24 protein-coding genes and 1 tRNA gene are annotated in these 25,524 nt (G+C 52.1%); 1 reads left to right on the top strand and 24 read right to left on the bottom strand.

Annotation, left to right across the window (positions count from 1 at the left end):
- Positions 1-147: 147 nt before the first annotated feature.
- From hemL to hemA, 6 genes are all read right to left on the bottom strand, one after another.
- Positions 148-1,443, bottom strand: a complete 1,296-nt coding sequence (gene hemL / locus ACSZLD_RS00805) for a glutamate-1-semialdehyde 2,1-aminomutase (RefSeq protein WP_444683975.1) — start codon at positions 1,441-1,443, stop codon at positions 148-150.
- 20 nt (positions 1,444-1,463) lie between these two features.
- Positions 1,464-2,435 carry a porphobilinogen synthase gene (gene hemB, locus ACSZLD_RS00810; protein WP_444683976.1) on the bottom strand — a complete coding sequence of 324 codons (972 nt, stop codon included), beginning with the start codon at positions 2,433-2,435 and terminating at the stop codon, positions 1,464-1,466.
- A 1-nt stretch (position 2,436) separates the two neighbouring features.
- A complete protein-coding gene (locus ACSZLD_RS00815) occupies positions 2,437-3,141 on the bottom strand; it encodes a uroporphyrinogen-III synthase (protein WP_444683977.1) in 705 nt (234 codons plus the stop codon).
- A 3-nt stretch (positions 3,142-3,144) separates the two neighbouring features.
- Entirely contained in the window at positions 3,145-4,080 is a 936-nt protein-coding gene (hemC, locus tag ACSZLD_RS00820; RefSeq protein ID WP_444683978.1) for a hydroxymethylbilane synthase, read from the bottom strand.
- Positions 4,081-4,174: 94 nt separating this feature from the next.
- Positions 4,175-4,987: a cytochrome c biogenesis protein CcsA gene (gene ccsA, locus ACSZLD_RS00825; RefSeq protein WP_377910060.1), complete on the bottom strand. Its 813-nt coding sequence runs from the start codon at positions 4,985-4,987 to the stop codon at positions 4,175-4,177.
- Entirely contained in the window at positions 4,984-6,378 is a 1,395-nt protein-coding gene (gene hemA / locus ACSZLD_RS00830; RefSeq protein ID WP_377910061.1) for a glutamyl-tRNA reductase, read from the bottom strand. Before hemA ends, ccsA begins: the two co-directional genes overlap by 4 nt.
- 198 nt (positions 6,379-6,576) lie before the next feature.
- On the opposite strand from hemA, the gene ACSZLD_RS00835 reads away from it, so the two are divergent.
- Entirely contained in the window at positions 6,577-7,062 is a 486-nt protein-coding gene (locus tag ACSZLD_RS00835) for a LiaF transmembrane domain-containing protein (RefSeq protein WP_377910062.1), read from the top strand.
- Between the two features lie 81 nt (positions 7,063-7,143).
- Here ACSZLD_RS00835 and ACSZLD_RS00840 read toward each other — a convergent pair whose 3' ends face one another.
- The 18 genes from ACSZLD_RS00840 to sdhA all read right to left on the bottom strand — a co-directional run bounded on the left by ACSZLD_RS00840 (position 7,144) and on the right by sdhA (position 25,521).
- Entirely contained in the window at positions 7,144-7,881 is a 738-nt protein-coding gene (locus ACSZLD_RS00840; protein ID WP_444683979.1) for an amino acid ABC transporter ATP-binding protein, read from the bottom strand.
- Between the two features lie 17 nt (positions 7,882-7,898).
- Positions 7,899-8,489, bottom strand: coding sequence for a ribosome biogenesis GTP-binding protein YihA/YsxC (gene yihA / locus ACSZLD_RS00845; RefSeq protein WP_377910064.1), 591 nt, complete (start codon positions 8,487-8,489; stop codon positions 7,899-7,901).
- Positions 8,486-10,813: an endopeptidase La gene (gene lon / locus ACSZLD_RS00850; protein WP_377910065.1), complete on the bottom strand. Its 2,328-nt coding sequence runs from the start codon at positions 10,811-10,813 to the stop codon at positions 8,486-8,488. Before lon ends, yihA begins: the two co-directional genes overlap by 4 nt.
- A 176-nt stretch (positions 10,814-10,989) precedes the next feature.
- Positions 10,990-12,255 carry an ATP-dependent protease ATP-binding subunit ClpX gene (gene clpX, locus ACSZLD_RS00855; protein WP_377910066.1) on the bottom strand — a complete coding sequence of 422 codons (1,266 nt, stop codon included), beginning with the start codon at positions 12,253-12,255 and terminating at the stop codon, positions 10,990-10,992.
- Between the two features lie 317 nt (positions 12,256-12,572).
- Positions 12,573-13,895 (bottom strand): trigger factor, encoded by a 1,323-nt coding sequence (tig, locus tag ACSZLD_RS00860; RefSeq protein ID WP_444683980.1) that lies wholly within the window; start codon positions 13,893-13,895, stop codon positions 12,573-12,575.
- 108 nt (positions 13,896-14,003) lie between these two features.
- Entirely contained in the window at positions 14,004-15,026 is a 1,023-nt protein-coding gene (locus tag ACSZLD_RS00865) for a tetratricopeptide repeat protein (RefSeq protein WP_377910068.1), read from the bottom strand.
- A gap of 318 nt (positions 15,027-15,344) precedes the next feature.
- Positions 15,345-15,421, bottom strand: a tRNA-Arg gene (locus ACSZLD_RS00870).
- Positions 15,422-15,501: 80 nt separating this feature from the next.
- Positions 15,502-16,017 carry a metallophosphoesterase family protein gene (locus ACSZLD_RS00875; RefSeq protein WP_377910069.1) on the bottom strand — a complete coding sequence of 172 codons (516 nt, stop codon included), beginning with the start codon at positions 16,015-16,017 and terminating at the stop codon, positions 15,502-15,504.
- Positions 16,014-16,613 (bottom strand): XTP/dITP diphosphatase, encoded by a 600-nt coding sequence (locus ACSZLD_RS00880; protein WP_444683981.1) that lies wholly within the window; start codon positions 16,611-16,613, stop codon positions 16,014-16,016. The genes ACSZLD_RS00875 and ACSZLD_RS00880 overlap by 4 nt, the downstream gene beginning before the upstream one ends.
- Positions 16,606-17,370 carry a ribonuclease PH gene (gene rph, locus ACSZLD_RS00885; protein ID WP_377910071.1) on the bottom strand — a complete coding sequence of 255 codons (765 nt, stop codon included), beginning with the start codon at positions 17,368-17,370 and terminating at the stop codon, positions 16,606-16,608. Before rph ends, ACSZLD_RS00880 begins: the two co-directional genes overlap by 8 nt.
- 205 nt (positions 17,371-17,575) lie before the next feature.
- Complete coding sequence (racE, locus tag ACSZLD_RS00890; RefSeq protein ID WP_444683982.1) at positions 17,576-18,418, bottom strand: glutamate racemase; 843 nt, start codon at positions 18,416-18,418, stop codon at positions 17,576-17,578.
- A 21-nt stretch (positions 18,419-18,439) separates the two neighbouring features.
- The gene (locus ACSZLD_RS00895; RefSeq protein WP_168005015.1) at positions 18,440-18,919 is read right to left on the bottom strand and encodes a MarR family winged helix-turn-helix transcriptional regulator; all 480 of its coding nucleotides are present in this window, start codon (positions 18,917-18,919) and stop codon (positions 18,440-18,442) included.
- A gap of 402 nt (positions 18,920-19,321) precedes the next feature.
- Positions 19,322-21,043, bottom strand: coding sequence for a phosphoenolpyruvate--protein phosphotransferase (ptsP, locus tag ACSZLD_RS00900; protein ID WP_444683983.1), 1,722 nt, complete (start codon positions 21,041-21,043; stop codon positions 19,322-19,324).
- Entirely contained in the window at positions 21,043-21,306 is a 264-nt protein-coding gene (locus ACSZLD_RS00905; protein ID WP_377910074.1) for a phosphocarrier protein HPr, read from the bottom strand. Before ACSZLD_RS00905 ends, ptsP begins: the two co-directional genes overlap by 1 nt.
- 171 nt (positions 21,307-21,477) lie before the next feature.
- Complete coding sequence (locus ACSZLD_RS00910) at positions 21,478-22,347, bottom strand: PRD domain-containing protein (protein ID WP_444683984.1); 870 nt, start codon at positions 22,345-22,347, stop codon at positions 21,478-21,480.
- A gap of 60 nt (positions 22,348-22,407) precedes the next feature.
- Positions 22,408-22,848 carry an acyl-CoA thioesterase gene (locus ACSZLD_RS00915; protein ID WP_377910076.1) on the bottom strand — a complete coding sequence of 147 codons (441 nt, stop codon included), beginning with the start codon at positions 22,846-22,848 and terminating at the stop codon, positions 22,408-22,410.
- A 127-nt stretch (positions 22,849-22,975) separates the two neighbouring features.
- The gene (sdhB, locus tag ACSZLD_RS00920; protein WP_377910077.1) at positions 22,976-23,752 is read right to left on the bottom strand and encodes a succinate dehydrogenase iron-sulfur subunit; all 777 of its coding nucleotides are present in this window, start codon (positions 23,750-23,752) and stop codon (positions 22,976-22,978) included.
- Positions 23,749-25,521 carry a succinate dehydrogenase flavoprotein subunit gene (gene sdhA, locus ACSZLD_RS00925; protein ID WP_377910078.1) on the bottom strand — a complete coding sequence of 591 codons (1,773 nt, stop codon included), beginning with the start codon at positions 25,519-25,521 and terminating at the stop codon, positions 23,749-23,751. Before sdhA ends, sdhB begins: the two co-directional genes overlap by 4 nt.
- Between the last annotated feature and the right edge of the window lie 3 nt (positions 25,522-25,524).

The following is a 25,524-nucleotide window of genomic DNA, read 5'->3' on the forward strand; positions in this document are numbered from 1 at the left end:
TCTGTCTTTTCGACGTTTCACGCAGGACCGCGTGCGACAGTTAGTTTCCATCCGTCAAGTCTCACGCTGCTCGACTAATCCGGTCTTCTAAGCCCTGCATGCTGCAAAGCGGCCTGCTGACGCGCAGACCGCTCTTCATACCTTATCCTAACCGCGTTCTGCAGCGATTGTCTGAAATGCCTTTTCCGCTGCTTCCAGCGTCAGGTCAATGTCTTCCTCCGTATGTTTCGTAGAAAGAAACAACCCTTCAAACTGTGACGGCGGCAGTGATACGCCGTTTTCTAGCATCAGGTTGAAGAAACGGCTGAACATGTCGAGATCCGACGTTTTCGCCGTTTCAAAGTTCTTCACCTTCTCCTTTGTAAGGAAAAAGCCGACCATGGAGCCTGCACGAGTCGTCCAGTGCGGAATGCCGTGCTTTTCAGCCGCAGCTGCCAGTCCTTTTTCAAGCTTATCGCCAATCTGGTCGAAGTAGGTATAGCTTTCCGGCGTCAGCTGGCGAATCGTTTCGTAGCCTGCCGTCATAGCAAGCGGATTTCCGGACAGGGTGCCTGCCTGGTAAATCGGTCCGGCCGGCGCAATCTGCTCCATAATGTCCCGACGTCCGCCAAATGCTCCAGCTGGCAGGCCGCCGCCGATCACCTTGCCTAAGCACGTGAGATCAGGCGTCACACCGAGCTCTCCCTGTGCACAGTTGTAGCCGACGCGGAAGCCGGTCATCACTTCATCAAAGATGAGCAGGGACCCGTGTTCATTCGTCAGCTCCCGAATACCTTCCAGATAGCCTTCCTCAGGCCTTACTACACCCATGTTGCCCGTCACCGGTTCCAAAATCACACCCGCGATTTCATTGCCGAATTTTTCAAAAGCGAGCTTGAGGCTTTCGAGATCGTTGTAGGGAACCGTCAGCGTATTCGCTGCCACTTCCTCTGGTACGCCGGGACTGTCCGGAAGGCCGAGTGTCGCCACGCCGGAGCCTGCTTTAATCAGCAGAGAATCTCCGTGCCCGTGGTAGCAGCCTTCGAACTTGACGATCTTGCTGCGTCCCGTGTATCCGCGCGCAAGCCGCAGCGCGCTCATCGTCGCTTCGGTGCCGGAGCTCGTCATGCGGACCACCTCGACAGAAGGAACACGCTCAATTACAAGCTCCGCAAGCTTCGTTTCCATTTCATGGGGAGCGCCAAAGCTCGTGCCTTTATCCGCCATGTCTTTCACCGCGTCGATCACCTGATCATCCGCGTGACCGTGCACGAGCGGCCCCCAGGAAAGCACGTAGTCGATGTATTCGTTGCCGTCTACGTCCCAGAGTCTGGAGCCTTTTCCTTTTTCAAAATAAACCGGATCGCGTCCGACCGAGTTAAACGCGCGGACCGGCGAGTTCACGCCCCCCGGCATGAGGGGCTTTGCTTCTTGAAATGCTTCTGATGATTTGTTCCAGTTCATGTTTTCACCCCGCAATAGAATTAATTCTGCAGCCAGCGTGCGATATCTTTGGAGAAATACGTAAGGATCAGATCAGCTCCTGCACGCTTCATGCTCGTTATTTTTTCCAGTACGACCGCCTTTTCATCGATCCAGCCGTTTTCGGCAGCCGCTTTGATCATGGAATATTCTCCGCTCACGTTATACGCCACAATCGGCAGCTGTTCGCGCTCCCGGATGTCGCGGATAATGTCGAGATAGGAAAGAGCCGGCTTTACAATCAGAAAGTCTGCCCCTTCCTCCACGTCTGATCGTGCTTCCCGAAAAGCTTCGCGCCGGTTCGCCGGGTCCATCTGATACGTCTTCCGGTCCCCGGACTGCGGGGAAGAGTGGGCAGCGTCCCGGAACGGGCCGTAGAAGGCAGACGCGTATTTTACCGCATAGCTCATCACCGGAACGTGCTTAAATCCGGCTTCATCTAACCCGGAGCGAATCGCTGTTACAAATCCATCCATCATGTTGGACGGTGCAATGATATCTGCTCCAGCCTCTGCCTGAGAAACAGCCGTTTTGACGAGAAGATCAAGCGATTCATCGTTAAGAATCTCGCCGTCTTCCACGACGCCGCAGTGGCCGTGATCGGTAAACTGGCACAGGCACGTATCTGCAATTACCGTCAGTTCTGGGTGTGCAGCTTTTACCTGGCGCACCGCTTTTTGCACAATCCCCTCCGGATCATAGGCACTGGAGCCTACTGCATCCTTTTCAGCCGGGACGCCGAACAAAATGATCGACCGGATGCCGAGATCGACCGCTTCCTGCACTTCGGTATCGACACGGTCCAGCGACCACTGATAAACCCCCGGCATTGATTTCACCGGGTTTTTAATGTCTTCCCCTTCCATCACAAACAGCGGGTAAATCAAATCTTCTGTGTGAAGGTGTGTTTCACGAACGAGATCGCGCATTCCAGCCGACGTTCGCAGACGGCGGTGACGGTCAAATGACTGCATGCTATCGTACTCCTTTGCGTAGTGAAATCAATTCAATCAGCGCTTCCGCCGTATACGTATCCGGCGTCAGTGCTTCTGCATCCGTGAAGCGGCGCAGCTCTTCTTCGGTCTTCGTACCAACGCAGCCGAAAAAAAGACCGGCGTCGCTGCCGCCGAGCTCAAAAAAAGCCCGTACAGCCGTTGGACTGAAAAAGAGCACACCATCCAGGTCAGGCAGCTGCTGCTGGAGCGCTTCCCGGCCGTTCTCATTCGGAATCGTATCGTAAACCGGCAGATCGATCACGTTTCTGCCCCGGTTCATCAAATAATCGCGTAAGTAGGTTCTTGCTTTGGCGCTGCGCGGATAAAGCACAACGTCCCCCTCGCTCGTAGCCACTTCCAGCGCCGCAGCCAGGTGCTCGGCGTCATACACGTCCGGCACGAGCGATACAGGATAGCCGGCTTCCCGGCAGGCGTGCGCCGTTTTCTCTCCGACACAGGCTGTTTTTTCAGGAGCCCGGGCGCCGCTTTCCTTCCACCAGGTGACGCTGTTGACGCTCGTAAACGCCACCCAGCTGTTCGCAGGCTCCGGCAATTGCGCCGGAAGCATTTGGATACGAATAAGCGGCAGCGTGACGGGTTCCATCCCGGCGTTTCGAATCAAATCTGCAACCGGCTGCTGCTGATGGGCAGCTCGCGTAATGAGCAGACGCAGAGGTTTTTTCATGTGCTACTGCCCGTCGAGCTCTGCCTTCACACGGTCCAGTACTTCCTTCGCGCCTTCCGACAGCATCTTTTCCGCCACGTGATGGCCGATCGCCACCGGATCATCTCCAATGATGTGCTCTTTAAACACTTCTTTCCCGTCCGGCGATGAAACGAGCGCCGTTAAGGCCACCTGATTGTCATCCGTCAGCTCCGCATAGCCGGCAATCGGCACTTGGCAGCTTCCTTCCACCTTATTTAAAAACGCCCTCTCTGCAGCAGTCGTCCGTGCTGTAACCGGATCATTGATTTTTGCGAGCAGCTCCAGCAGATCGCTATCATCTTCCCGGCACTCTATTCCGAGTGCACCTTGTCCAACTGCAGGGATGCTCACTTCAGGAGCAAGGAATTCCGAAACAATTGATTCATCCCAGCCGACACGCTTCAGGCCGGCTGCTGCTAAAATAATCGCATCGAATCCTTCCTCGCGGCACTTTCGCAGCCGTGTCTCAATGTTCCCGCGGATCCAGTGTATCGTCAGGTCCGGACGCTGCATGAGCACCATCGCACCGCGGCGCAGGCTGCTCGTTCCGACGACAGCCCCTGCAGGCAGATCCTTCAGCTTCGCACCGCTGTTCGAAATGAACGCGTCCCGGGGATCTTCCCGCTCTGGAACGGCACCGACAGTCAATCCTGGTGAAATCTCTGACGGAAGGTCCTTCATGGAATGCACCGCCATATCGATTTCCTTATCGTACATGGCCTGCTCAATTTCTTTCACGAAAAGCCCTTTTCCGCCTACTTTGGAAAGCGTCACATCAAGGATTTGGTCACCTTTCGTTACAATTTCCTTTATTTCGAACTCATAGGGAAGCCCGAGTTTCTCCAGCTGGTCGATCACCCAACGTGTCTGCGTCATCGCCAGGTTGCTCCGGCGTGATCCGATTACAATTTTACGCATTAACAAAATCCTCCTTCGGCATGTTCCGGTCCGCACTTATTGTAACATGCAGCGGCCGGACTCCGCTTCCTTCATCAGGATGAAGAGCGGCATTTTACCAGATATGAAAATCGGAGAGTGCCCCCGACAAAAAGTAGTTGATTAATAAAAGCAGGAACGCTGCCGTGTTGTACAGTGCAATGTTATAGCCGCGCCGCTTAAACAGCTGATATTGGATCAGGTAGACGGCGTAGGCTCCAAGCACAAGAAAGGACGTCAGCACCTTCCAGTCGGCCCATGGCACACCTCCCACGGTGATTGATGCCCAAATAATGCCGAGAATCAGTCCGGTAAGAAGCAGCGGAACGCCAATGAGCGCTGACGCATACGAATTCCGCTCCAATGTGGAAAGCGATCCAAATTTCTGCATCCATTTCAGCCATTTTTTCTGCTTTAAAAAGCGGTGCTGGATTAAGTAGATCAAGGAGAACGCAAATGAGATGGTAAATGCTGCGTAGGACAGCAGCAGAAGGATGACGTGGACGACGAGAAATTCAGTGATCAGCACCCGGTTCAGTTCTTCAGACACCCCGGCATCCGGTGCAGCCATGCTGAAGGCAAGCATAATAAAGCCAATCGTATTCAACAGCAGCATCAGCACGTTCATGCGTACAAACCGGTTCAGCACGAGGGAGATACTGACGAGCATCCACGCGTAGACAAACATCCCCTCAAAAGCAGTCATGAGCGGAAGGCGGTCAAACATCATGAATCGCCAGGCAAACAAAAGGCCGAGCAGCACCCAAACAATAGAAAGCAACCAGAAAGCCAATCGATTGACTTTCTGGTTGTTCTGCATGAAATCAATAAAATAGCCAAGGATGCTGATCGAGTACAGCGCCAGAATCAGCACGTATAGGAGACTCATGAAAGATACGTCCGTGCTGGCTCCTGTATTGCTGCTTCCATCCTGGAGCGCCGTTGTTCAATACTCCACTCCCGTTCTGCTTTATTGATCTGTATATCATGAGTGAGCGGAGAGCCGCTGTCGCGGATTTCCTCTTCGAGCCCAAACACTTTTGTCATATATTCAAGCAGCTTTTCCGGGTCCTCTTCGTCCGGAATTTCTTTCAGAGCCGTTACCGGATCGCGGAGCAGTTGATTGACGATGCTTTTCATATGCTTGCGGATCACTTTCTTTTCCCGCTCAGACAGGCTGGAAAGCTTTCGCTCCAGGCTTTCCATCGTCTGTTCCTGTACGACAGACGCTTTTTGGCGCAGCGCAGAAATAACGGGAACAACACCGAGCGTGTCGAGCCACTGGCTGAACGCCACGAGCTCTTCTTCGATCATCAGCTCAATTTTTTCTGCTTCCTTTTTACGCTCTGCCAGATTCGCATTCACGATTCCCTGCAAATCATCGATGTCATACAAATAAACGTTATCAAGCTCTGCAAGTGCCGGATCGAGATCACGCGGCACCGCAATATCGACAAGGAAAAGCGGACGTCCGCGGCGCTTTTTGAGAAGCTTTTTCACTTCTTCCTGCCGGACGACATAATCCGTTGCGCCGGTTGAGCTGATCAGAATGTCAGACTCTGCAAGCGATTCATAGAGGGAATCCATTCCCTCTGCCCGGCCGAAAAACCGGTCCGCAAGCTCCTGTGCTTTTTCCCTCGTACGGTTCATCACCGTGATGTCCGTTACACCGCTTGATGACAGGTGCTTGGCCGTCAGTTCACTCATCTTACCGGCACCCATGACGAGCACTTTTTTATTGTCAAATCCGCCAAAAATCTTACGTCCAAGCTCCACCGCTGCATAGCTGACGGAGACGGCGTTTTCATTGATGGCGGTTTCGGACTGGCCGCGCTTTGCCAGCGTGACAGCCTGGCGGAACAGATGATTAAAGATCGTACCGGTCGTGCCGAGCTCACGCGCCTGATCGAAGCTCTGGCGCACCTGGCCGAGTATCTGCGTTTCACCGAGTACCATGGAGTCCAGTCCGCACGCAACGCGGAACAAGTGTTCAATCGCATGCTCGTCTTCACGTACCTGCAGGTAGTGGCTGAAGTCCTCTTTCGGCACTTCAAACCATTCCTGTAAAAATAATTTCGTATAATAGCGTCCGGTATGGAGCTGATCTGCTACTACATACAGCTCGGTCCGGTTGCACGTGGAAACGATGACACTTTCCAGAATACTCTTAGACTGCCGCAGCGTTTTCAGTGCAGGTGAAAGATCCCCGGTAAAGGTAAATTTCTCTCGAATTTCAACCGGAGTTGATTTATAATTCAAACTGGTTACTAAAATATGCATGCTGCGGGTACACCCCCCTGATTTCAACCGTTATCTATTTTACACGATCATACGGAACGTGACAATGTTACACATTCGTCCCGCTCTTACTTCATTCGTTCTACATTATAACATTTTTAATCTGGCTTCGTCACTGGAAGAAACCGATACATTTGAAGAAATTGTGACGAGCGGATACATGACTGGGGGACGTGGAAAGTGAAAGCAAATTACGCACTGCCGGGACTGATCCTGCTGGTAATTGGGCTCTATTTTTTAGTCGACGAGCTGGGATGGTCCATCCCTTATGTAGAGCTGCTGCTGACGTGGCAGAGTATTCTGCTTGGCATCGGCCTCGTACTCATGTGGCAGGGATTTTCAAACCGGGACGATCAGCGTCTTTTCTCCGGCAGCGTACTAGCCGGACTCGGCATCCTGTTCCACGGTGTACATACGCTCGGCCTGTGGGGCTATGAGTGGCCCTATTTTACGCTTGTAATCGGCACTGCCTTCCTTTTGAAATACGCGTTCGGACGGCGCGACGGACTGGGTACCGGCTTGATTCTGCTTACCGTTACTGCAGCCGCTGTTTTCTCTGCCAGACTGATGCCGGCAGTCCAGGACCACCTGGGAGGGCTCCTTGCCTACTGGCCGGTGCTGTTTATACTCCTTGGCGTTTATTTCCTCTTTTTCCGGCGCCGCTAAACCTGTTTTTACATAGTATTCGTCAATTTATGAAACAGGCAGGTCCCCCATTCTGTCGGGGACCTGCCTGTTTGCAGCTGCTTACTCGGCGGCTTCCCTTCCGAGCACGCGGTGCAGAAATGATTTTGTTGCTTCTTCTTGCGGCGTGCTGAACAGCTCTTTGGAGGGGCGGTCTTCTACGATGCGGCCTTCGTGGAGCAGCATCGTGCGATCGGAGACTTCCCGCGCGAAGTTCATTTCGTGCGTGACGACCATCATCGTCATCCCTTCTGCTGCGAGCTGCTTCATCGTCTCCAGCACCTCACCGACAAGCTCCGGGTCAAGCGCTGACGTCGGCTCATCAAACAGCATCACGTCAGGCTTCATCGCCAGTGCTCTGGCGATCGCAGCCCGCTGCTGCTGTCCGCCGGAAAGCGATGCCGGATAGTCATCCGCTTTTTCCTTCATGCCGACTTTTTCCAGCAGCTCCATTGCTTCAGCTGCCGCTTCATGCTTCTTTCTCCCTAGAACGTGCACTGGGGCTTCTATGACGTTTTCCAGCACCGTTTTATGCGGGAAGAGATGGAAATGCTGAAATACCATGCCCACCTTTTGACGAAGCTCTGTCTCGGCGCGCCTTCCTTCAATGAGAGAGCCGCTGATTTCAATCGTGCCGCTGTCTTTCTGCTCTAAGTAGTTCAAGCAGCGCAGCATCGTGCTTTTGCCGGAGCCGCTCGCCCCGATCACACAAACGACCTCGCCCTCGTCCACTGTAAAGCTGATATCCTGCAGCACGTCTTTTCCATCAAATGATTTCTTCAGGTTTTCCACACGAATCATGTGTTTCAGCTCCTTGCTCAGCTGTCGAACAGCGCCCGCTGAATATGGCTCCAAGCTTTGTCTTTACCGTATCCTGTTTCAGACGAGAACAGAAGCAGCGGATCCTCCTCTTCCAGTTCAAGCGCTTCCCTGATCTTCTTTTTATGGGTATCCCATTTGTTTTTCGGTACTTTATCTGCCTTCGTTCCGATCACAATTACCGGCAGTTCATGATACTTCAGCCAGTCGTACATCATGATATCGTCTTCTGTAGGCTCATGACGGGCATCAATCAGCTGTACGACAGCCTTAAGCTGCTCGCGCTCCTGAAAATACGTTTCCATAACACGGCCCCATGCTTCCCGTTCTTTTTTGGACACTTTAGCGTAGCCGTAGCCCGGGACGTCAACGAAATGAAACCGGTCGTTGATCCAGTAGTAATTCAGCGTCTGCGTTTTACCAGGGCGCTGGGACGTTCGCGCAAGCCCCTTTCGAGCGAGCAGCGTATTAATAAGCGAGGACTTGCCGACATTGGAACGCCCGGAGAGTGCGATCTCCGGGGCTGGGTTTTTAGGGAACTGGTCAGGCTTTGCGGCACTGATGGTCAGTTCGGCTTGTGTTACTTTCATGATTTCTCCTTTTCGGGAACGAGCGCCTGCTCCAGCACCTCATCGAGATGAGACACAGAAATGAAGGTTAAATCCTCCCGGACGCTTTCCGGTATATCTTCTAAATCTTTTTCATTGTCTTTCGGCATGACGATATGCGTAAGGCCGGCACGGTGGGCGCTCATCGCCTTTTCCTTCAGTCCGCCGATCGGCAGCACGCGTCCGCGCAGCGTAATCTCCCCGGTCATACCGACTTCCTTGCGGACCGGTCGACCGGTAAGAGCGGAAATAAGCGCCGTCGCCATCGTAATCCCGGCTGACGGGCCGTCCTTTGGAATCGCGCCTTCCGGTACGTGAACGTGAATGTCGTTTTTCCGGTTAAACTCCGGATCAATGTTCAGCTCGGATGCTTTCGTGCGGATGTAGCTGAAGGCAGCCTGAGCCGATTCCTTCATGACATCGCCGAGCTTCCCGGTAAGCGTAAGCTTTCCGTCTCCCGGTGTCAGGGCCACTTCAATCGTGAGCGTGTCACCGCCGGCAGCCGTATAGGCAAGGCCGGTAGCGGCACCGATCTGATTTTCAAGCTCTGCCTTTCCGTAGCGGAAGCGGCGCTTGCCGAGCATCGTTTCCAGCGTTTTGTCGGTGACAACGACCCGCTTCTTTTCACCGGCTACGATCATTTTCGCTGCTTTTCGGCAGACGGTAGCCAGTTCCCGCTCCAAGTTACGCACGCCGGCTTCACGCGTGTAATGGCGGATAATCGAAAGCACTGCTTCATCCCGCACCTGCAGACTGCTCTTCGTCAGACCGTGCTCGCCAATCTGCTTCGGCAGCAGGTATCCTTTGGCAATCTCCAGCTTTTCGACTTCGGTATATCCGGAAATATGAATGATTTCCATTCGGTCGCGAAGCGGCGGCGGGATCGCTCCGATGTTATTCGCTGTCGTGACAAACAGCACCTTGGAAAGATCATACGGTTCCTCGATAAAGTGGTCGCTGAACGTATTATTCTGCTCAGGATCCAACACCTCAAGCAGCGCCGATGACGGGTCTCCGCGGAAATCACTTGCCATCTTATCAATTTCATCGAGCAGAAAGACCGGATTGACCGTACCGGCTTTTTTCATGCCCTGAATAATACGGCCCGGCATGGATCCGACGTACGTTCGACGATGGCCGCGGATTTCCGCTTCATCCCGTACTCCGCCGAGTGACATTCGGACAAAGTGCCGGTCGAGCGAGCGGGCGATGGAACGGGCGAGTGACGTTTTACCGACACCTGGAGGTCCAGACAGACAGAGAATCGGCCCCTTCAGCTTTTTCGTCAGCTGCTGAACAGCCAGGTATTCGAGCACCCGCTCTTTCACCTTTTCCAGGCCGTAATGATCTTCATTCAGTACAGCCTCTGACCGGTGAATGTCGAGCAGGTCCTCTGTCTCCTCCGACCAGGGTATCTGCGTGAGCCATTCAATGTAGTTCCGAATGACAGAGCTCTCAGCTGCGTTCGGAGGCATTTTTTCGTAGCGCTTCAGCTCTTTGAGTGCCTTCTCTTCAATTTGATCGGGCATCCCTGCAGCGTAAATTTTATCACGCAGTTCTTCCGTTTCATCCTCTTTGCCTTCCCGGTCTCCCAGCTCTTTTTGGATCGCTTTCATCTGTTCGCGCAGGTAGTATTCTTTTTGCGTGCGCTCCATTGATTTTTTCACGCGCTGGCCAATTTTCTTCTCCAGTCCGAGCACTTCCCGCTCGTTGGATAAAATGCGGAGAATCAGCTTCAACCGCTCTTCCAGCGTCAGCGTTTCGAGCACTTCCTGTTTCTGAACGACCTTCAGAGGCAGGTGGGACGCCACGATGTCCGCAAGACGTCCAGGCTCAATGATGTCGGCAACCGACGCAAACGTTTCCTGGGAGATCTTTTTCGACAGCTGGGTATACTGTTCAAACTCATCCAGCACGTTGCGCATGAGCGCCTGTTCTTCGACATTAGCTTCCTGACGTTCTTCGATCGGTTCCATGTCCACCGTCGTATACTCGTCTTTTTCATTGACCGACAGTACTTTGCCGCGCTGCAGCCCTTCTACGAGCACCCGGATCGTCCCGTTAGGCAGCTTCAGCATCTGCTTGACGTGTGCACACGTTCCGATTGTATATAAATCCGATACAGAAGGCTCTTCTGTAGCGACTTCCTTCTGCGTCAGCAGAAATATCTCGTTCTCCTCTACCATCGCCTGCTCCAGCGCGCTGACCGATTTTTTACGGCCGACGTCCAGATGCAGCACCATTGTCGGATAGACGAGCACCCCTCTGAGCGGCAGGAGCGGAAGCTGTTTAATTCGTTCTGACATAGTCTCGCACCTCCGTTAAATCGCTTACGATTTGAAAGCGTATGTATCTGTTCCCTTTCTGGCTTAGTCGGGAAACCTGCACATAAAAAAAGTGTCCAGTCCGGCGCCGCTGCCGGGAATCAAGATTCCCGGTACCGCTGCACGCCAGAGCTGCACACCAGGTTCCGTCTGGTTAATTAAGCACTCTCTTTCGGTTCGCGCTGAATTTCACTTCCATCCTCATCAATGAGGGTTGGAGCTTTATTGTCGCGCACCGTTTCGCCTGTAATGACACACTTGACAATATCCTCACGGGACGGGAGATCATACATGACGTCCAGCATGAGCGATTCAATGATGGAACGGAGACCCCGTGCACCAGTCTTTCGCTCAATCGCGAGGCGGGCAACTTCCTTCAACGCTTCATCCGTAAACTCAAGCTCGACATCATCGAGTTCGAGCAGCTTCTTGTACTGCTTGACAAGAGCATTTTTCGGTGCGGTCAGAATTTCCACGAGAGCCTCTTCATCCAGGTATTCCAGAGATGCAATGACCGGCATACGGCCGATAAATTCCGGAATCAGCCCGTAGCGGAGAAGGTCTTCCGGCAGAATCTTGGACAGATACTGATGCTCCTCCAGCTGGGACGTTTCGTTTTCAGATCCGAATCCGATCACCTTTTTACCGAGACGGCGCTTGATGATCTGGTCGATGCCGTCAAACGCTCCGCCGATAATGAACAGCACGTTCGTCGTATCAATCTGAATAAACTCCTGGTGCGGATGCTTTCGTCCGCCCTGCGGAGGAACGCTTGCTGTTGTCCCTTCCAGAATTTTAAGAAGGGCCTGCTGTACCCCTTCACCGGAAACATCACGCGTGATGGACGGGTTCTCTGATTTTCGCGCAACTTTATCGATCTCATCGATATAAATAATGCCGCGCTCTGCTTTTTCAACGTCGTAATCGGCAGCCTGAATCAGCTTCAGAAGAATGTTTTCCACATCCTCCCCAACGTAACCGGCTTCCGTAAGCGACGTCGCATCTGCAATAGCAAACGGAACGTTCAAAATACGGGCAAGCGTCTGGGCAAGAAGCGTCTTACCGCTTCCTGTCGGTCCAATCAGACAGATGTTACTTTTCGCAAGCTCCACCTCGTCGTTCCGGCCACTTGCATTAATTCGCTTATAATGGTTGTACACCGCAACAGAGAGCGTCTTCTTCGCCTGATCCTGTCCGATGACGTATTCGTTTAAAATGCTGCGGATCTCCTGCGGTTTCGGAATATCTTCAAGCTCTACTTCTTCATCAGAGCCAAGCTCCTCTTCCACAATCTCCGTACACAGCTCGATGCACTCATCGCATATATACACACCCGGACCGGCTACAAGCTTGCGCACCTGGTCCTGCGTCTTGCCGCAGAATGAACACTTGAGCTGTCCCTTTTCTTCATTAAATTTAAACATCCGCTTTCACCCCTCTTAAAGAGTATTGAATCATATGTCCGGCTTGAACACAAAACATCCGGCTGCCGAGTAAGTCCCGGTCTGGTAAACTGCTTGCGGCAGAACGAAAGGAGGAGTGAACCCCGAACCGTCCTTCTTATATACAATCATAGTGTATCACATTATGTTTGCGCTTCCTATTAGAAGCGGTTTGCTGCCGCACTTCCTAACAAGAATACGGGAGGCGCAGGCAGTATGTCAAATATGTAGAAAGAGGTGTCCCGGCAGCATGATCCGGGACACCCGAGGCGGTCAGATAAATTCTGACCGGTATCAATTTATTCGTTCGTTTCAGCGTCTTCTTTCGGCGCTACTTTCTTGCTGTTTTCCTCAAGAAATTCGATCGCTTTGCGAACCTGCAGATCACCTTTCAGCATATCTGTTCCGCCCTGCATCTCAAGCAGCTGCTTGATTTCATCAACTGGTCGCTGATACATTTCAGCCATCTTCTCGAGCTCCTGCTCAATATCTTCCTCAGAGGCTTCGAGGTTTTCCGCTGCTGCTACTGCCTCAAGCGTCAGGTTCATGCGTACACGCTTTTGAGCATCTTCTTTGAACTGCTCCTTCATGCCTTCTTCGTCCGTCTGAGCGAACTGATAGTACATGTCAAGGGACATTCCCTGAGACTGGAGACGCTGTCCGAACTCCTGAAGCATGCGGTCTACTTCTGTATCGACCATTGCTTCCGGAATGTCGATCTCAGCGTTTTCGGACGCCTTTTCAACAAGCTGATCCTTGATCGTCATATCTGCCTGCTGCTGCTTCTCGGTTTCAAGACGCTCACGAACTGCCTTCTTCATGTCGTCAAACGACTCGTACGACTCGTCTACGTCTTTCGCAAATTCGTCGTCCAGCTCCGGAAGCTCTTTACGCTTGATGTCGTGTACCTTCACTTCAAAGACAGCCGGCTTACCAGCGAGCTCTTCTGCGTGGTACTCTTCCGGAAATTCTACTTCGACAGACGTTTCTTCACCGGATTTTGCACCGACAAGCTTTTCTTCAAAGCCTGGGATAAATTGACCGGATCCGATTTCAAGCGTATGGTTTTCCGCTTCGCCGCCTTCGAATGCCTCTCCGTCAACGAATCCTTTAAAGTCCATCACGACTGTGTCGCCGTCCTGCACTTCACCGTCTTCAATAACGGCGAGCTCCGCATTTTCACTCTGCAGACGCTTAATATCATCGTCTACTTCTTCATCTGTTACGTCTGTAGCCGGTGCTTCGACTTCAAGACCTTTGTACTCGCCGAGCGTTACTTCCGGCTTTACTGTAACCGTTGCCTTGAACGTAAGCGGCTCGTTTTTCGCCATCTCTTCGATGTCGATATCCGGCTGTGCAACTGGATCGATGCCTGCTTCCTCTACAGCTTCTGAGTAAGCCTGTGGTAGCAGAATATCCAGCGCATCCTGATACAGAGCTTCAACGCCAAAGCGCTGTTCAAAAATCGGACGCGGTACTTTTCCTTTACGGAAGCCCGGTACGTTAACCGACTTCACAACTTTTTTGAATGCCTGATCAAGCGCTTCGTTCACTCGCTTGCTGTCTACCTCCACCGTCAGTACGCCGGTGTTTCCTTCTTGTTTTTCCCAATTAACTGCCATAGGATCTATTCCCTCCAACATGTTTGTTCAATTCATTCTTTTTTCCTTGTTGACAACCATTCAATTATAACACAGCACAATTTCATTTCAACGGGTAGCGTTCATTCTTTATGTAGGTCCCTCTTCACTTGGAAGCACAATCGATTCCAGCTCCCGCAGCAGCTCTTCTGCCTGTTTCACATCTGCTTCTTCAGCACCGTAAAGCGCCGTCACGTCACCCGGATCTTCTCCGAACATTCTCCTCGCCGTTGCATGCAGTGCCGCGGCCCAAACCGGTGCATCAATTGGACGAGGGGATTTAGGGTACAGGGCGAAGAGAAAGTGCCACCACATCTGCCCGATCATGTCGAGCATCGACGGGTTTTCCTGGTCCAACTCCTGCTCAAGCTCTTTGAACACCGCTTTGCCGAATTGCTCATGAAACACCGCTTCCAACCTGTTGATATCCACTTCATACGTCTCGCCGAATTTGTACACCTCAAACGTATCCGTGCAGTCGAGCTCTTTTAACAGCTGCAAAATATAGCTTTTCAATACCGGATTTTGCTGCGGGTCGGCTAAAAACTGGCTGTATGTTTCCTTCACTGCTTGAACGTCGTACTTGCTCAGCTGCTGGATCGCCCCGAGCTGCTGATCGACGGTGCCTTTTTCCAGCTGTTCGACGAGCTCTCCGCGCGGCAGTTCAAACTCTGCATCCTGACTTTTATGTATAGGGGTTTCCGTCATTTGCCGTGCAAACGAAAGCAGCTGATAAAAATGCTCTGCTTTATCGGAAGGAAGCCTGTCTTCCTCCATCACGGATTCAAGCATATGTACGACTTCCTCATAGTCGCCCAGCTGGACGAGAATCGATATGTAAACCTGCAGGATTTCGTAATAATCGCCGACGCCTTCATCGAGCATAGACCGGCAGTGCGATTCAGCCTGTTCCATTCTGTTCAGTTCTATGTTGGTGATCACCATGCCGTACCTGGCCTGAGGATGGTTCGGCTCCAAGTCGGTCGTCTGCTGAAAGCAGGAAAGGGCATCGTAATACCGTTTTTCTTTCAAAGCCTGCATACCTCGTTCGACCAGTCTGGAGATCAGCCCCGGGAACAGCACCACGTTGTCTCGGTTTTCTTCTTTGGTCATTGGTTCACCTCCTTAAACAAGACGTATATGATTCTTTAGTATCAGTGTAGCAGGAGTATTCATGAAACTCAATTCTGCTGTCAAACCTTTTTATTCCCGTCACAGCGCAGATGTAAACCGTTTCCCGGCTTCCCGTTAATCCGGTACTTTACAGGCGGAGAAGCGGAGCTTTACGGAACGTTTACGGCCATCCAGCGCGCTGCTGCTGCTTGAAGCTGAACGGATGAGGAGCTGGCTCTGGATATGCTGGATGGAGTCAACCCACCTATAAAAAAACAGAAAAACCCCTGCATAGCAAGGGTTTGAGTCATTGCGATATGGCGTCCCAGGCAGGATTCGAACCTGCGACCGACAGCTTAGAAGGCTGTTGCTCTATCCAGCTGAGCTACTGGGACAATCTAGTATGTAAAAGGCGGAAGGAATTGCCTGCCGCTTCAGCGACAATATTAAATATAAAACAATTCCTTCCTTGGTGTCAACCTCTTAACGTGAAAGTTTTCGAGAGCTCGTCTACCGGCTCCCCGTCCATGGTCATAAACGTAACGGTCACTTGGGCACCGCCGTTTTCGAGGAGCACGTAAGTGCCGTCCGGATACTGCCTTGGCAGCCGCATGCTGCCTGGATTAATCAGTATCGTTCCTTTTTCCTGAACGGCGGCCGGAACGTGGGTGTGACCGAAACAGACGATGTCGGCAGCCTGCTCCTCTGCTTTGTACAGCAGATTCATTTCAGTCGTTTTTACGTTCAGCAGATGGCCGTGCGCTGCGAAAAATCGGAGTCCGGCCATATCCTCCGTGACTTCCTCCGGAAATCCGCTGTGCATGTCACAGTTCCCGCGGACGACTGCTGTGCCTTTTAGCTCTTCAGCGTCCGCTTCAAGTTCAGAGTCTCCGCAGTGAATGACGCCCTCTACTTCACCGCGGTGTCGTTCTACTACTTCCGCCACTTCACTCGTCCAGCCGTGGCTGTCACTCATGATTAATACCTTCACAGAAGGTTCCCTCCTTCTTGCTGCAAATATTCCCGCAGCTTCCGGACAGCATCGGCGCGATGGCTGATCCTGTTTTTCTCTTCCCGAGAGAGTTCTGCCATAAAACGTTTTTCCCCCGGCACGTAAAAGAGCGGGTCGTAGCCGAATCCGCCTTCTCCGTGCAGCTCCGTTCCAATTTCGCCTTCCGCCGTTCCACGCACTGTAACGGTTTTCCGGCCGGGCCGGTACAAGGCCAGCACGCAGACGAAACGGGCGCGGCGGTCTGCAGCACCATCCAATTCGCGCAGGAGCTTGGCGTTGTTCGCCTCGTCGCTCTTCGCTTCACCTGCATAGCGTGCAGAATAAATACCAGGTGCGCCGTTCAACGAATCCACTTCCAGACCGGAATCATCTGCAAGGACCGCGCGATTGAAACGGCGGCCGATTTCTTCTGCTTTTTTTACAGCATTCGCTTCAAACGTGTCGCCGTCTTCAACCACATCAATCGCTTCCGGCAAGTCTGCCAGTGATTTTACGTCAGCATCGTATTCGCGGAAAAAATCCGCAAACTCCTTTATCTTTCCCTTATTATTGGAGGCAATGAAAATCTCACGCATTGGCTGTTTCTCCTTGAAGCTGTGCGAGCTCTTCTCCAAACTCTCCAAGCACCTCTTTTTGCAGCTCAAAAAGCTCTTCAATTCCGGCTTCCGCAAGGTCGAGCATATCGTTCAGCTCTGCTCGGGAAAAGGTTGCCTCTTCTCCGGTCCCCTGCACTTCGACGAGACGTCCTCCGCTCTTCATGACGACGTTCATATCGACGTCTGCTGCGGAATCTTCTTTAAAATCGAGGTCGAGCAATTTGCTTCCATCTGCCGTCTTTCCGACCGATACTGCAGCAAGATAGCCAGTTAGCGGATTTTCCTTAATCTTTTCCTTTTCGAGCATCCGGCTGACTGCCAGCGCCACGGCGGCGAAGGCTCCTGTTACGGCAGCTGTTCGTGTTCCGCCGTCAGCCTGAATGACGTCGCAGTCCACCCAGATCGTCCGTTCGCCAATCTTCGTCAGGTCTACGACCGAACGCAGAGCCCGGCCGATCAGACGCTGAATCTCCATCGTGCGTCCTGCTACCTTCCCTTTCGATGATTCCCGTATGTTCCGCTGCGATGTCGCCCGCGGAAGCATGGCGTATTCTGCTGTAATCCAGCCCTGTCCTTTTCCTCTCAGAAAAGGAGGAACCCTGTCTTCCACGCTCGCCGAACAAATCACTTTCGTGTCGCCGAACGAGACGAGGACGGATCCCTCCGGATGTTTAATATAGTCCGGAATGAGCTCTACGTGCCGTATTTGATCCGGCCTGCGCTCATCTGCTCTCATGCTGTCACGCTCCTTTTCATGTATCGTTACCCACTTTCATCATAATCGGTTGCCGGCCCGATTTCAAACCCCGCGGCTGATTCGCACTATTCTGACGGCTGTTCCAGCACGTCTGTGAGGCTGAAAAAACTCCGGTGCGGGGCACTAAGTCGAAAAGCCGGCCTGCACATTCGGCAGACCGGCTTGCATTCATGATCAGATTTTCTCAGCGAAACGAGCTCAATCCCTGTCCGGCTTTCTCCAAGTCCACCGAGCGGACCGGGAGCTTCCGGCCGAGCCATTCATCAGCAATCGCCGCAAATGCCCCTGCCTCGCCTGACGTATAAAAGCAGTGCTCGGGCTCTCGGTCCCCGCTGTACTGCATATGCTGGTGATAAAGCAGCGAGCTAACTTCCCTTGCCGTTTCGTCCCCCGACGAAATCACTTCCACCCCGTCTCCGACTACCCGGCGTATGACCGGCGCGAGCAGCGGGTAGTGGGTGCAGCCGAGAATGAGACTGTCAATGTCATAAGCAAGCATCGGCTCCAGCGTATGCCGAACGGTTTCTTCAGCCGTTTTGCCGTCCAGCACGCCTGATTCCACAAGCGGAACGAGCGGCGGACACGCCAGACTCACAACCCGGACGCTGTTGTTAATGTCCGTCAGTTCTTTATGATAGGCACCGCTGTAGATCGTGCCTTCTGTGCCGATCACGCCTACGTGCTGGCGCTTTGTCGCCTTCAGCGCCGCCACGGCACCTGGATGAATGACGCCGATCACTGGTATGTCGAGCGCCTCTCTTGCTTCATCCAATACAACCGCTGTCGCCGTATTGCAGGCAATGACAAGCATCTTCATTGACTTGGATCGAAGATAGTCGATCATTTCCCATGTGTATTGGCGCACTTCTTCTTCCGGCCTTGGACCATATGGACACCGTTTCGTATCACCCATGTATATGATTTTTTCCTTTGGCAGCTGCCGCATAATTTCGGAAGCGACCGTTAGTCCGCCTACTCCGGAATCAATTACGCCGATGGGCTGCTCCGTCTGCTGCTGATGCTTCACACTGTCTGCCTTCTTCCTACGTTAAAATGACTTCCACGTTTCTGCATCTTTCTTCATTTCCTCATACAGGTAGTTCAAGCTTTGATCCAGAAAATCGACGTTTTCCTGCGAAAAGCCTTCCAGTACGTCCTGCAGGTAAACCTGACGCTGCTGAATAACTTCCTGGATAATCGTCTTTCCTTTATCCAAAAGGTGAATGCGCACAACACGGCGATCGTTTGTGTCCTTCACGCGTTCCACAAGCTCGTTTTTTTCCATGCGATCAATTAAGTCCGTCGTTGTGCTGCAGGCAAGGTACATTTTTGTAGAAAGCTCGCCGATCGTCATATCGCCAAATTCGTGCAGCCACTGCAAGGCAATAAACTGTGGGGGTGTAATCGGAAAATCGCTTAAAATCTCCCGCCCCTTCTGCTTCACAATATCTGCAATCATCCGCAGCGATTTCTCTATTTTTGCTACCTGCTCCAATTCAACGGGTACCGCTTCCTGTTTGTTGGTCATGACCCTCTCCCTTTCTTTGACGCAGCCGCCATCTGTATAGTACTCATTGTCCACACTTTGACTGGAAATATCAAGAGAGTCGAAAGAAAAACATTCCGTCTTTGTAAAAAAAGAAGCAGGGCTCTCTCTTCCTATTGGTCGACAGCCGTGCACAAAAGTTGCACGACCGCCGCAAATTCCGATAAGCAAACAAATCTCCGTAGATAAATACTATGGATGTAACGTGTTTTTTCATCCAGGTAAACGTTCTTTCGCTTTCATCCTGCAGGCACAAGCCGGCAAATACCGATTGGACTTTCCGATACAGCATTTCGCATATAAGCAGAATGTTGTTGTAAACAAAGAGAAGGAGCCGGCGAAAGATCGCCGGCTCCTCCATCACGTATATCAAAAACTGCTGTTTTATGCCATTGGAAAACGGGATTCCACAAGCTGTTGTACTTCATCTGCTGTGGAAAGCTTCAGCGCTTCGGCTGCTGTGTCTGCTGCTTCCTGCTTCGTCATTTTAAGAAGCTGGCTGCGTGCAGGCAGCACGGACGTAGCGCTCATGCTGAATTCGTCGAGGCCGAGACCGAACAGAAGCGGAACCGCAATTGGATCTCCTGCCATTTCCCCGCACATGCCAGTCCATTTTCCTTCTGCGTGGGACGCATCAATCACGGACTTTACAAGCCCTAAAATGGCCGGATTATACGGCTGATACAGGTAGGAAACCCGTTCATTCATCCGGTCTGCAGCCATCGTATACTGAATCAGATCGTTTGTTCCGATACTGAAAAAGTCAACCTCTTTGGCAAACTGAGGCGCCATAACGGCAGTCGATGGAATTTCCACCATGATGCCGACTTCGATATCCGTCCCTGTCTGAACACCTTCCGCTTCCAGCTTCTGCTGCTCCTCTTCAAGGAGCGCTTTTGCTTGACGGAACTCTTCAAGCGTTGCGATCATCGGGAACATGATTTTCAAGTTTCCATATGCGCCGGCACGAAGCAGCGCCCGCAGCTGGGTGCGGAACATGTCCGTCATCTCCAGACAGAGGCGGATCGCTCGGAAGCCGAGAAACGGATTCATTTCCTCCGGAAGGTCAAGGTATGGAAGTTCCTTGTCCCCGCCGATATCCAACGTGCGGATGACGACCGGTTTGCCGTTAAGTGACTCGACGACCTGCTTATAGGCGTCAAACTGTTCGTCCTCTGTCGGCAGCTCGCTGCGGCCCATATACAGAAACTCGGTCCGGTAAAGACCAACACCTTCTGCGCCGTTGTTGTGCACGCCTTCAAGATCATTCGGCGTCCCGATATTCGCGACAAGCTCCACGTGCGTCCCGTCTTTGGAAACGGAAGGCTCGTTTTTCAGCTTGGCCCATTCGGCTTTCTGCTGTTCAAACGCCTCCTGGCGGCTGCGATAATCTGCCAGCTCGTCTTCGGACGGATCAATGATGACCGTACCGTCGTTCCCGTCAACGATGATGTACTGGTGCTGTCCGGTATCATGTGTCACCGTCTTCGTGCCGACGACTGCTGGAATTTCCAGCGAGCGGGCCATGATTGCAGAGTGAGACGTGCGTCCGCCAATGTTAGTGGCGAAGCCTTTGACAAACTCTTTATTCAGCTGTGCGGTGTCAGACGGAGTGAGGTCCTCACCAACTACGATAACCTCTTCGTTGATTTCAGCAAGTGATACAATTGGCTTTCCAAGCAGATGTGCCAGTACACGTTTGGATACGTCGCGGATGTCTGCCGCACGTTCTTTCATGTACTCGTTATCCATGCTCTCGAAAATCATGATGAATTCATTTGCTTTTTCATCGAGGGCAAAGGAAGCATTCACTTGATCGTCCTGCACCTTTTGTCTGACTGCATCAACAAACTCCGGGTCCCGGAGAACGAGCAGGTGTGCAGAGAAAATCTCAGCGTGCTCATCCCCCATGTCCCGGCGTGTTTTTTCTTTAATTTCTTCAAGCTCAGCGCGAGACTTTTCCAGCGCTGCATCGAAGGCCTGAATTTCTGCCTTTACGTCTACGCCGCTCTTTTTCTCAACAGTCAGGTCCGGTTCTTCGTAGCGGAACGCTTTCGCAATGGCGATCCCTGCCGAGGCTGCAATACCGGTAAGGGAAGTGCTCATTATTCGGAAAGCCCCTGCTTCATGACGTCATCAAGAGAGCTGAGCGCTTCTTCTTCGTCCGGACCTTCTGCCTTAATCGTTACTTCCGCTCCCTGGCCGACACCGAGGGACATAACACCCATGATGGACTTCAGGTTAACAGACTTGCCTTTGTAGTCGAGCGTGATTTCTGATTCAAACTGTCCTGCTTTGTTAACCAGCTGTGTTGCCGGACGAGCGTGAATTCCTGTTTCTGCTGTAATCGTATACGTTTTTTCTGCCATGATTGAACACTCCTTCAAAAGTTTTAAACTCATAGTCTATTACCCGCTTATGGGAAAGCCTAATGCTCATATGCTACTAATCATACAAATGAACACGCTTACGTGCAAGCAGAAGACGTAAAAAAGGCATGAGCAGCCCGCTGCTGTCCGGATAGACAGCAATTAAGCGGATTACTCATGCCTGATCGGATCAGTTACACGTAATACCTTTTCGCCTGATTCTATTGCGCTCATAAAGGTGAGCACCGTCTGGACAAGGTCGCGCTTAGAGGCTTCCATGCCAGATGCTTTCTCCATCATGCGGATGACGTTTCGGGAAATATCATAGCACACCGGATGGGACTTTTTCAACAACAAATACATCTCCCGATCCACTTTTTGCTCCGGATGCTGCGGCGGCAGATCAATCAGCTGGCGCAGGTGCTGGATCAGGCGCCGGAATGCAGGTGATTCACGATCAAAATTCGTGGCACTTTTTTCTTCTGCGTAATGAACGCATCGCGTAATGATATCCGGGGCCGACCGCTCCACGTAGCCGAACGCGCTTTGGATGTGAAGCGTAACGAAGCCGATTTCCGCTTCCGGCAGCAGCACACCCGTTTCGGCTTCTATATAGCGGACTACCTCTTCGGCAATTCTGTACGTGTCATGATACAGCCATTTCGTCTCCGTTAGAAACGGGTTCTGAATTTCCGTATCATCCCTCGTCCGCTGAAGCGCGAGGATGATGTGCTGCGTAAGAGCAAACAGCGTTCTGTCATGCAGTCGCTTTCCGATCGCTTTTTGAATCATTCCGATCGCCTCGTGAATGACAAGCATCGTATCTTCGGGCTCCCGGTCAAACAGGCGGTCGTACTGCTCCCGCTCGGATTCCGTGACGAGGGCATATGCTTTGTCATACGATGTTTCATTGAAAAGGTCGCCGCGCTTTTTTCCAAAGCCGATACCTCTGCCGATGAAAATCGCTTCCCGGCCTTCTTCTGCCTGGCAGATGACCACATTATTGTTCAGTGCCTTCAGTACCGTAAATTCCTGTTTCATACCGGACCCTCCTACCATCTTGTACTATCATAACGAGTGGAGTGGGCCTGTGCAAGCAGGTTATACTTCCATTTTCTCCAGCAGATGGTTCTCCCAGGCGGCAGGCTTGCCAGTCGTCTTATCTACCTGCACAATACGACCGCGCCCTGTCATACAGAGCTCGTCTTTTTCGTTCAATACCATATAATGAATATCGACGGACGTGCGCCCGATTTTTGCTGCTTTCACGCCAACGCGGAGCGTTTCGCCGAATGTAATCTGACGGATATAATCGCACTGCAGGTCGCCGGTGACAATCATATACGGTCCGTTTACCCATTCGTCCATTAATCCGCCGTGCTGGAAAAAGCGGATGCGGGCTTGTTCAAAATAAATAAACGCAACCGTATTATTCACGTGACCGAACGCATCGGTTTCCGAAAAACGCACGCTGATCTCGTCAAAAAACGTAAATTCCTCTGCCCATTGTTTTTCATCCTCTATGTACGCTGGCTTTCCCATTAAACCTTCCTCCTTTTAATAGACCCTTTTGGTAAAAATACGAAACAGCGTTCAAAATGAACGGTCATTCATTATTGAATGGAAAAGAAGGTGCAGAGCCGGAAAGCCGGTTGCACCTTTTAAACGATCATGCCGTGTTGTCTGATCCAAAGAAGTTCTTAAACGATTGCAGCGTCGTCGCGCGGTTCAGCGCCGCAATAGACGTCGTCAGCGGGATTTCCTTCGGGCAGGATTCCACGCAGTTCTGCGAGTTTCCGCACTGCGCAAGGCCGCCGTCCCCGTCCATAATCGTCTGCAGACGCTCTGCCTTGTGCATGGCACCAGTCGGATGCGCGTTAAAGAGACGAACCTGGGACAGTGCTGCCGGTCCGATAAACTCGGACTTGTCGTTTACGTTCGGGCATGCCTGGAGACAGACGCCGCAGGACATACATTTGGAAAGCTCGTACGCCCACTGGCGCTTCGCTTCCGGCATACGCGGTCCAGGACCGAGATCGTACGTTCCGTCGATCGGCACCCATGCTTTTACACGCTTGAGCGAATCAAACATGCGGGAGCGGTCTACCGTGAGGTCACGCATAACCGGGAACGTGCTCATCGGCTCTAAACGGATCGGCTGCTCGAGCTTATCGATCAGCGCCGTGCAGGACTGGCGCGGCTTGCCGTTGATAACCATCGAACAAGCACCGCACACCTCTTCCAGACAGCTGGCATCCCAGGCAACTGGAGTCGTGTCTTCGCCATCTGCGTTCACCGGGTTGCGGCGGATTTCCATCAGCGCAGAGATCACGTTCATATTCGAACGGTAAGGAATCGAAAATTTTTCTTCGAACGGTTTGCTATCCGGGTCTTCCTGCCGGACGATGATCAGCTCAATTGTTTTTGAGGCTGTTTCTGTGCTCATACTTTTTCACCGGCTTTCTTCTTAGAAGTATAGTCGCGCTTACGCGGCTTTATCAGCGAAGTGTCGACTTCTTCATATTCAAACTCCGGATCTTTCGTATCCGGATTATACTTCGCTTTCGTTGTCTTGAGCCAGTCTTCATCATTACGTTCCGGGAATTCCGGCTTGTAGTGAGCGCCGCGGCTCTCGTTACGGTTGTAGGCACCGATCGTAATCACTCGTGCCAGGTTCAGCATCGATTTCAGCTGGCGGACAAACATGGCACTCTGATTTGTCCACTTTGCTGTGTCAGCCAAATTGATATTGTCAAATCGCTTTAACAGCTCCTGAATTTTCTCATCTGTTTCCTTGAGCTTTTTGTTTTCACGAACTACCGTTACATTTTCTGTCATGAGCTGGCCGAGCTCCTGGTGAATCGCGAATGCGTTCTCGTCGCCCTTCATGTTCAGAATCTGATCGAAGAAGGCTTTATCTTCATTCACTTGATGCTCATAAACCGAGTCCGGAAGATCCTCAGCGGACGTTTCCAGTTCCTCAATATACTTGGCTGCGTTCGGACCTGCTACCATCCCCCCGTAAATGGAGGAGAGAAGCGAGTTCGCTCCGAGACGGTTGGCGCCGTGAATGGAATAGTCCACTTCTCCAGCAGCAAACAGGCCTGGAATATTCGTCATCTGGTCATAGTCGACCCAAAGACCGCCCATAGAGTAGTGAACCGCCGGGAAAATCTTCATCGGTACTTTACGAGGGTCATCCCCCATGAACTTTTCGTAAATTTCCATGATGCCGCCAAGCTTAATGTCAAGCTCTTTCGGATCTTTATGAGACAGGTCAAGATAGACCATGTTTTCACCGTTGATGCCGCGCTTCAAGTCCACGCAGACGTGGAATATTTCACGCGTCGCAATGTCACGCGGAACGAGGTTACCGTATGCCGGATATTTCTCCTCGAGGAAGTACCAAGGCTTGCCGTCTTCATCATACGTCCAGACGCGTCCGCCTTCTCCGCGCGCCGACTCACTCATGAGGCGAAGCTTGTCGTCGCCGGGAATGGCTGTCGGGTGAATTTGAATAAATTCTCCGTTGGCATAGTAAACGCCCTGCTCGTAAACAGCTGCAGCCGCATAGCCTGTGTTGATCATTGAGTTCGTTGACTTGCCAAACACGATACCAGGGCCGCCTGTTGCCATAATAACAGCATCAGCGCGGAAGGATTCGATCTCAGACGAGTTCAGGTTCTGGGCGGTTATGCCGCGGCAAGCTCCTTCGTCGTCCAGTACAGCGTGCAGGAATTCCCAGCCTTCGTACTTCGTCACGAGCCCGTTCGCTTCATGACGGCGCACCTGCTCGTCGAGAGCGTATAAGAGCTGCTGACCGGTAGTGGCCCCTGCATAAGCGGTGCGGTGATGCTGCGTTCCGCCGAAGCGGCGCAGAGACAGAAGTCCCTCCGGCGTCCGGTTGAACATAACGCCCATCCGGTCTAAAAGATGAATAATACCAGGTGCTGCATCAGCCATTGCCTTTACAGGCGGCTGGTTGGCAAGGAAGTCCCCGCCGTATACGGAATCATCGAAATGCTCCCACGTTGAATCCCCTTCCCCCATTGTATTGAGAGCGCCGTTAATACCGCCCTGGGCACATACGGAGTGGGAACGCTTTACCGGAACAATCGAAAATAATTTAACGTGCTTGCCTTTTTCGGCCGCTTTAATCGTTGCCATTAATCCGGCCAGACCGCCGCCGACAACGATAATATCGCCTTTACTCATAGT

It is taken from the genome of Alkalicoccus luteus (assembly GCF_052061695.1).
GTDB lineage: Bacteria > Bacillota > Bacilli > Bacillales > Salisediminibacteriaceae > Alkalicoccus > Alkalicoccus luteus.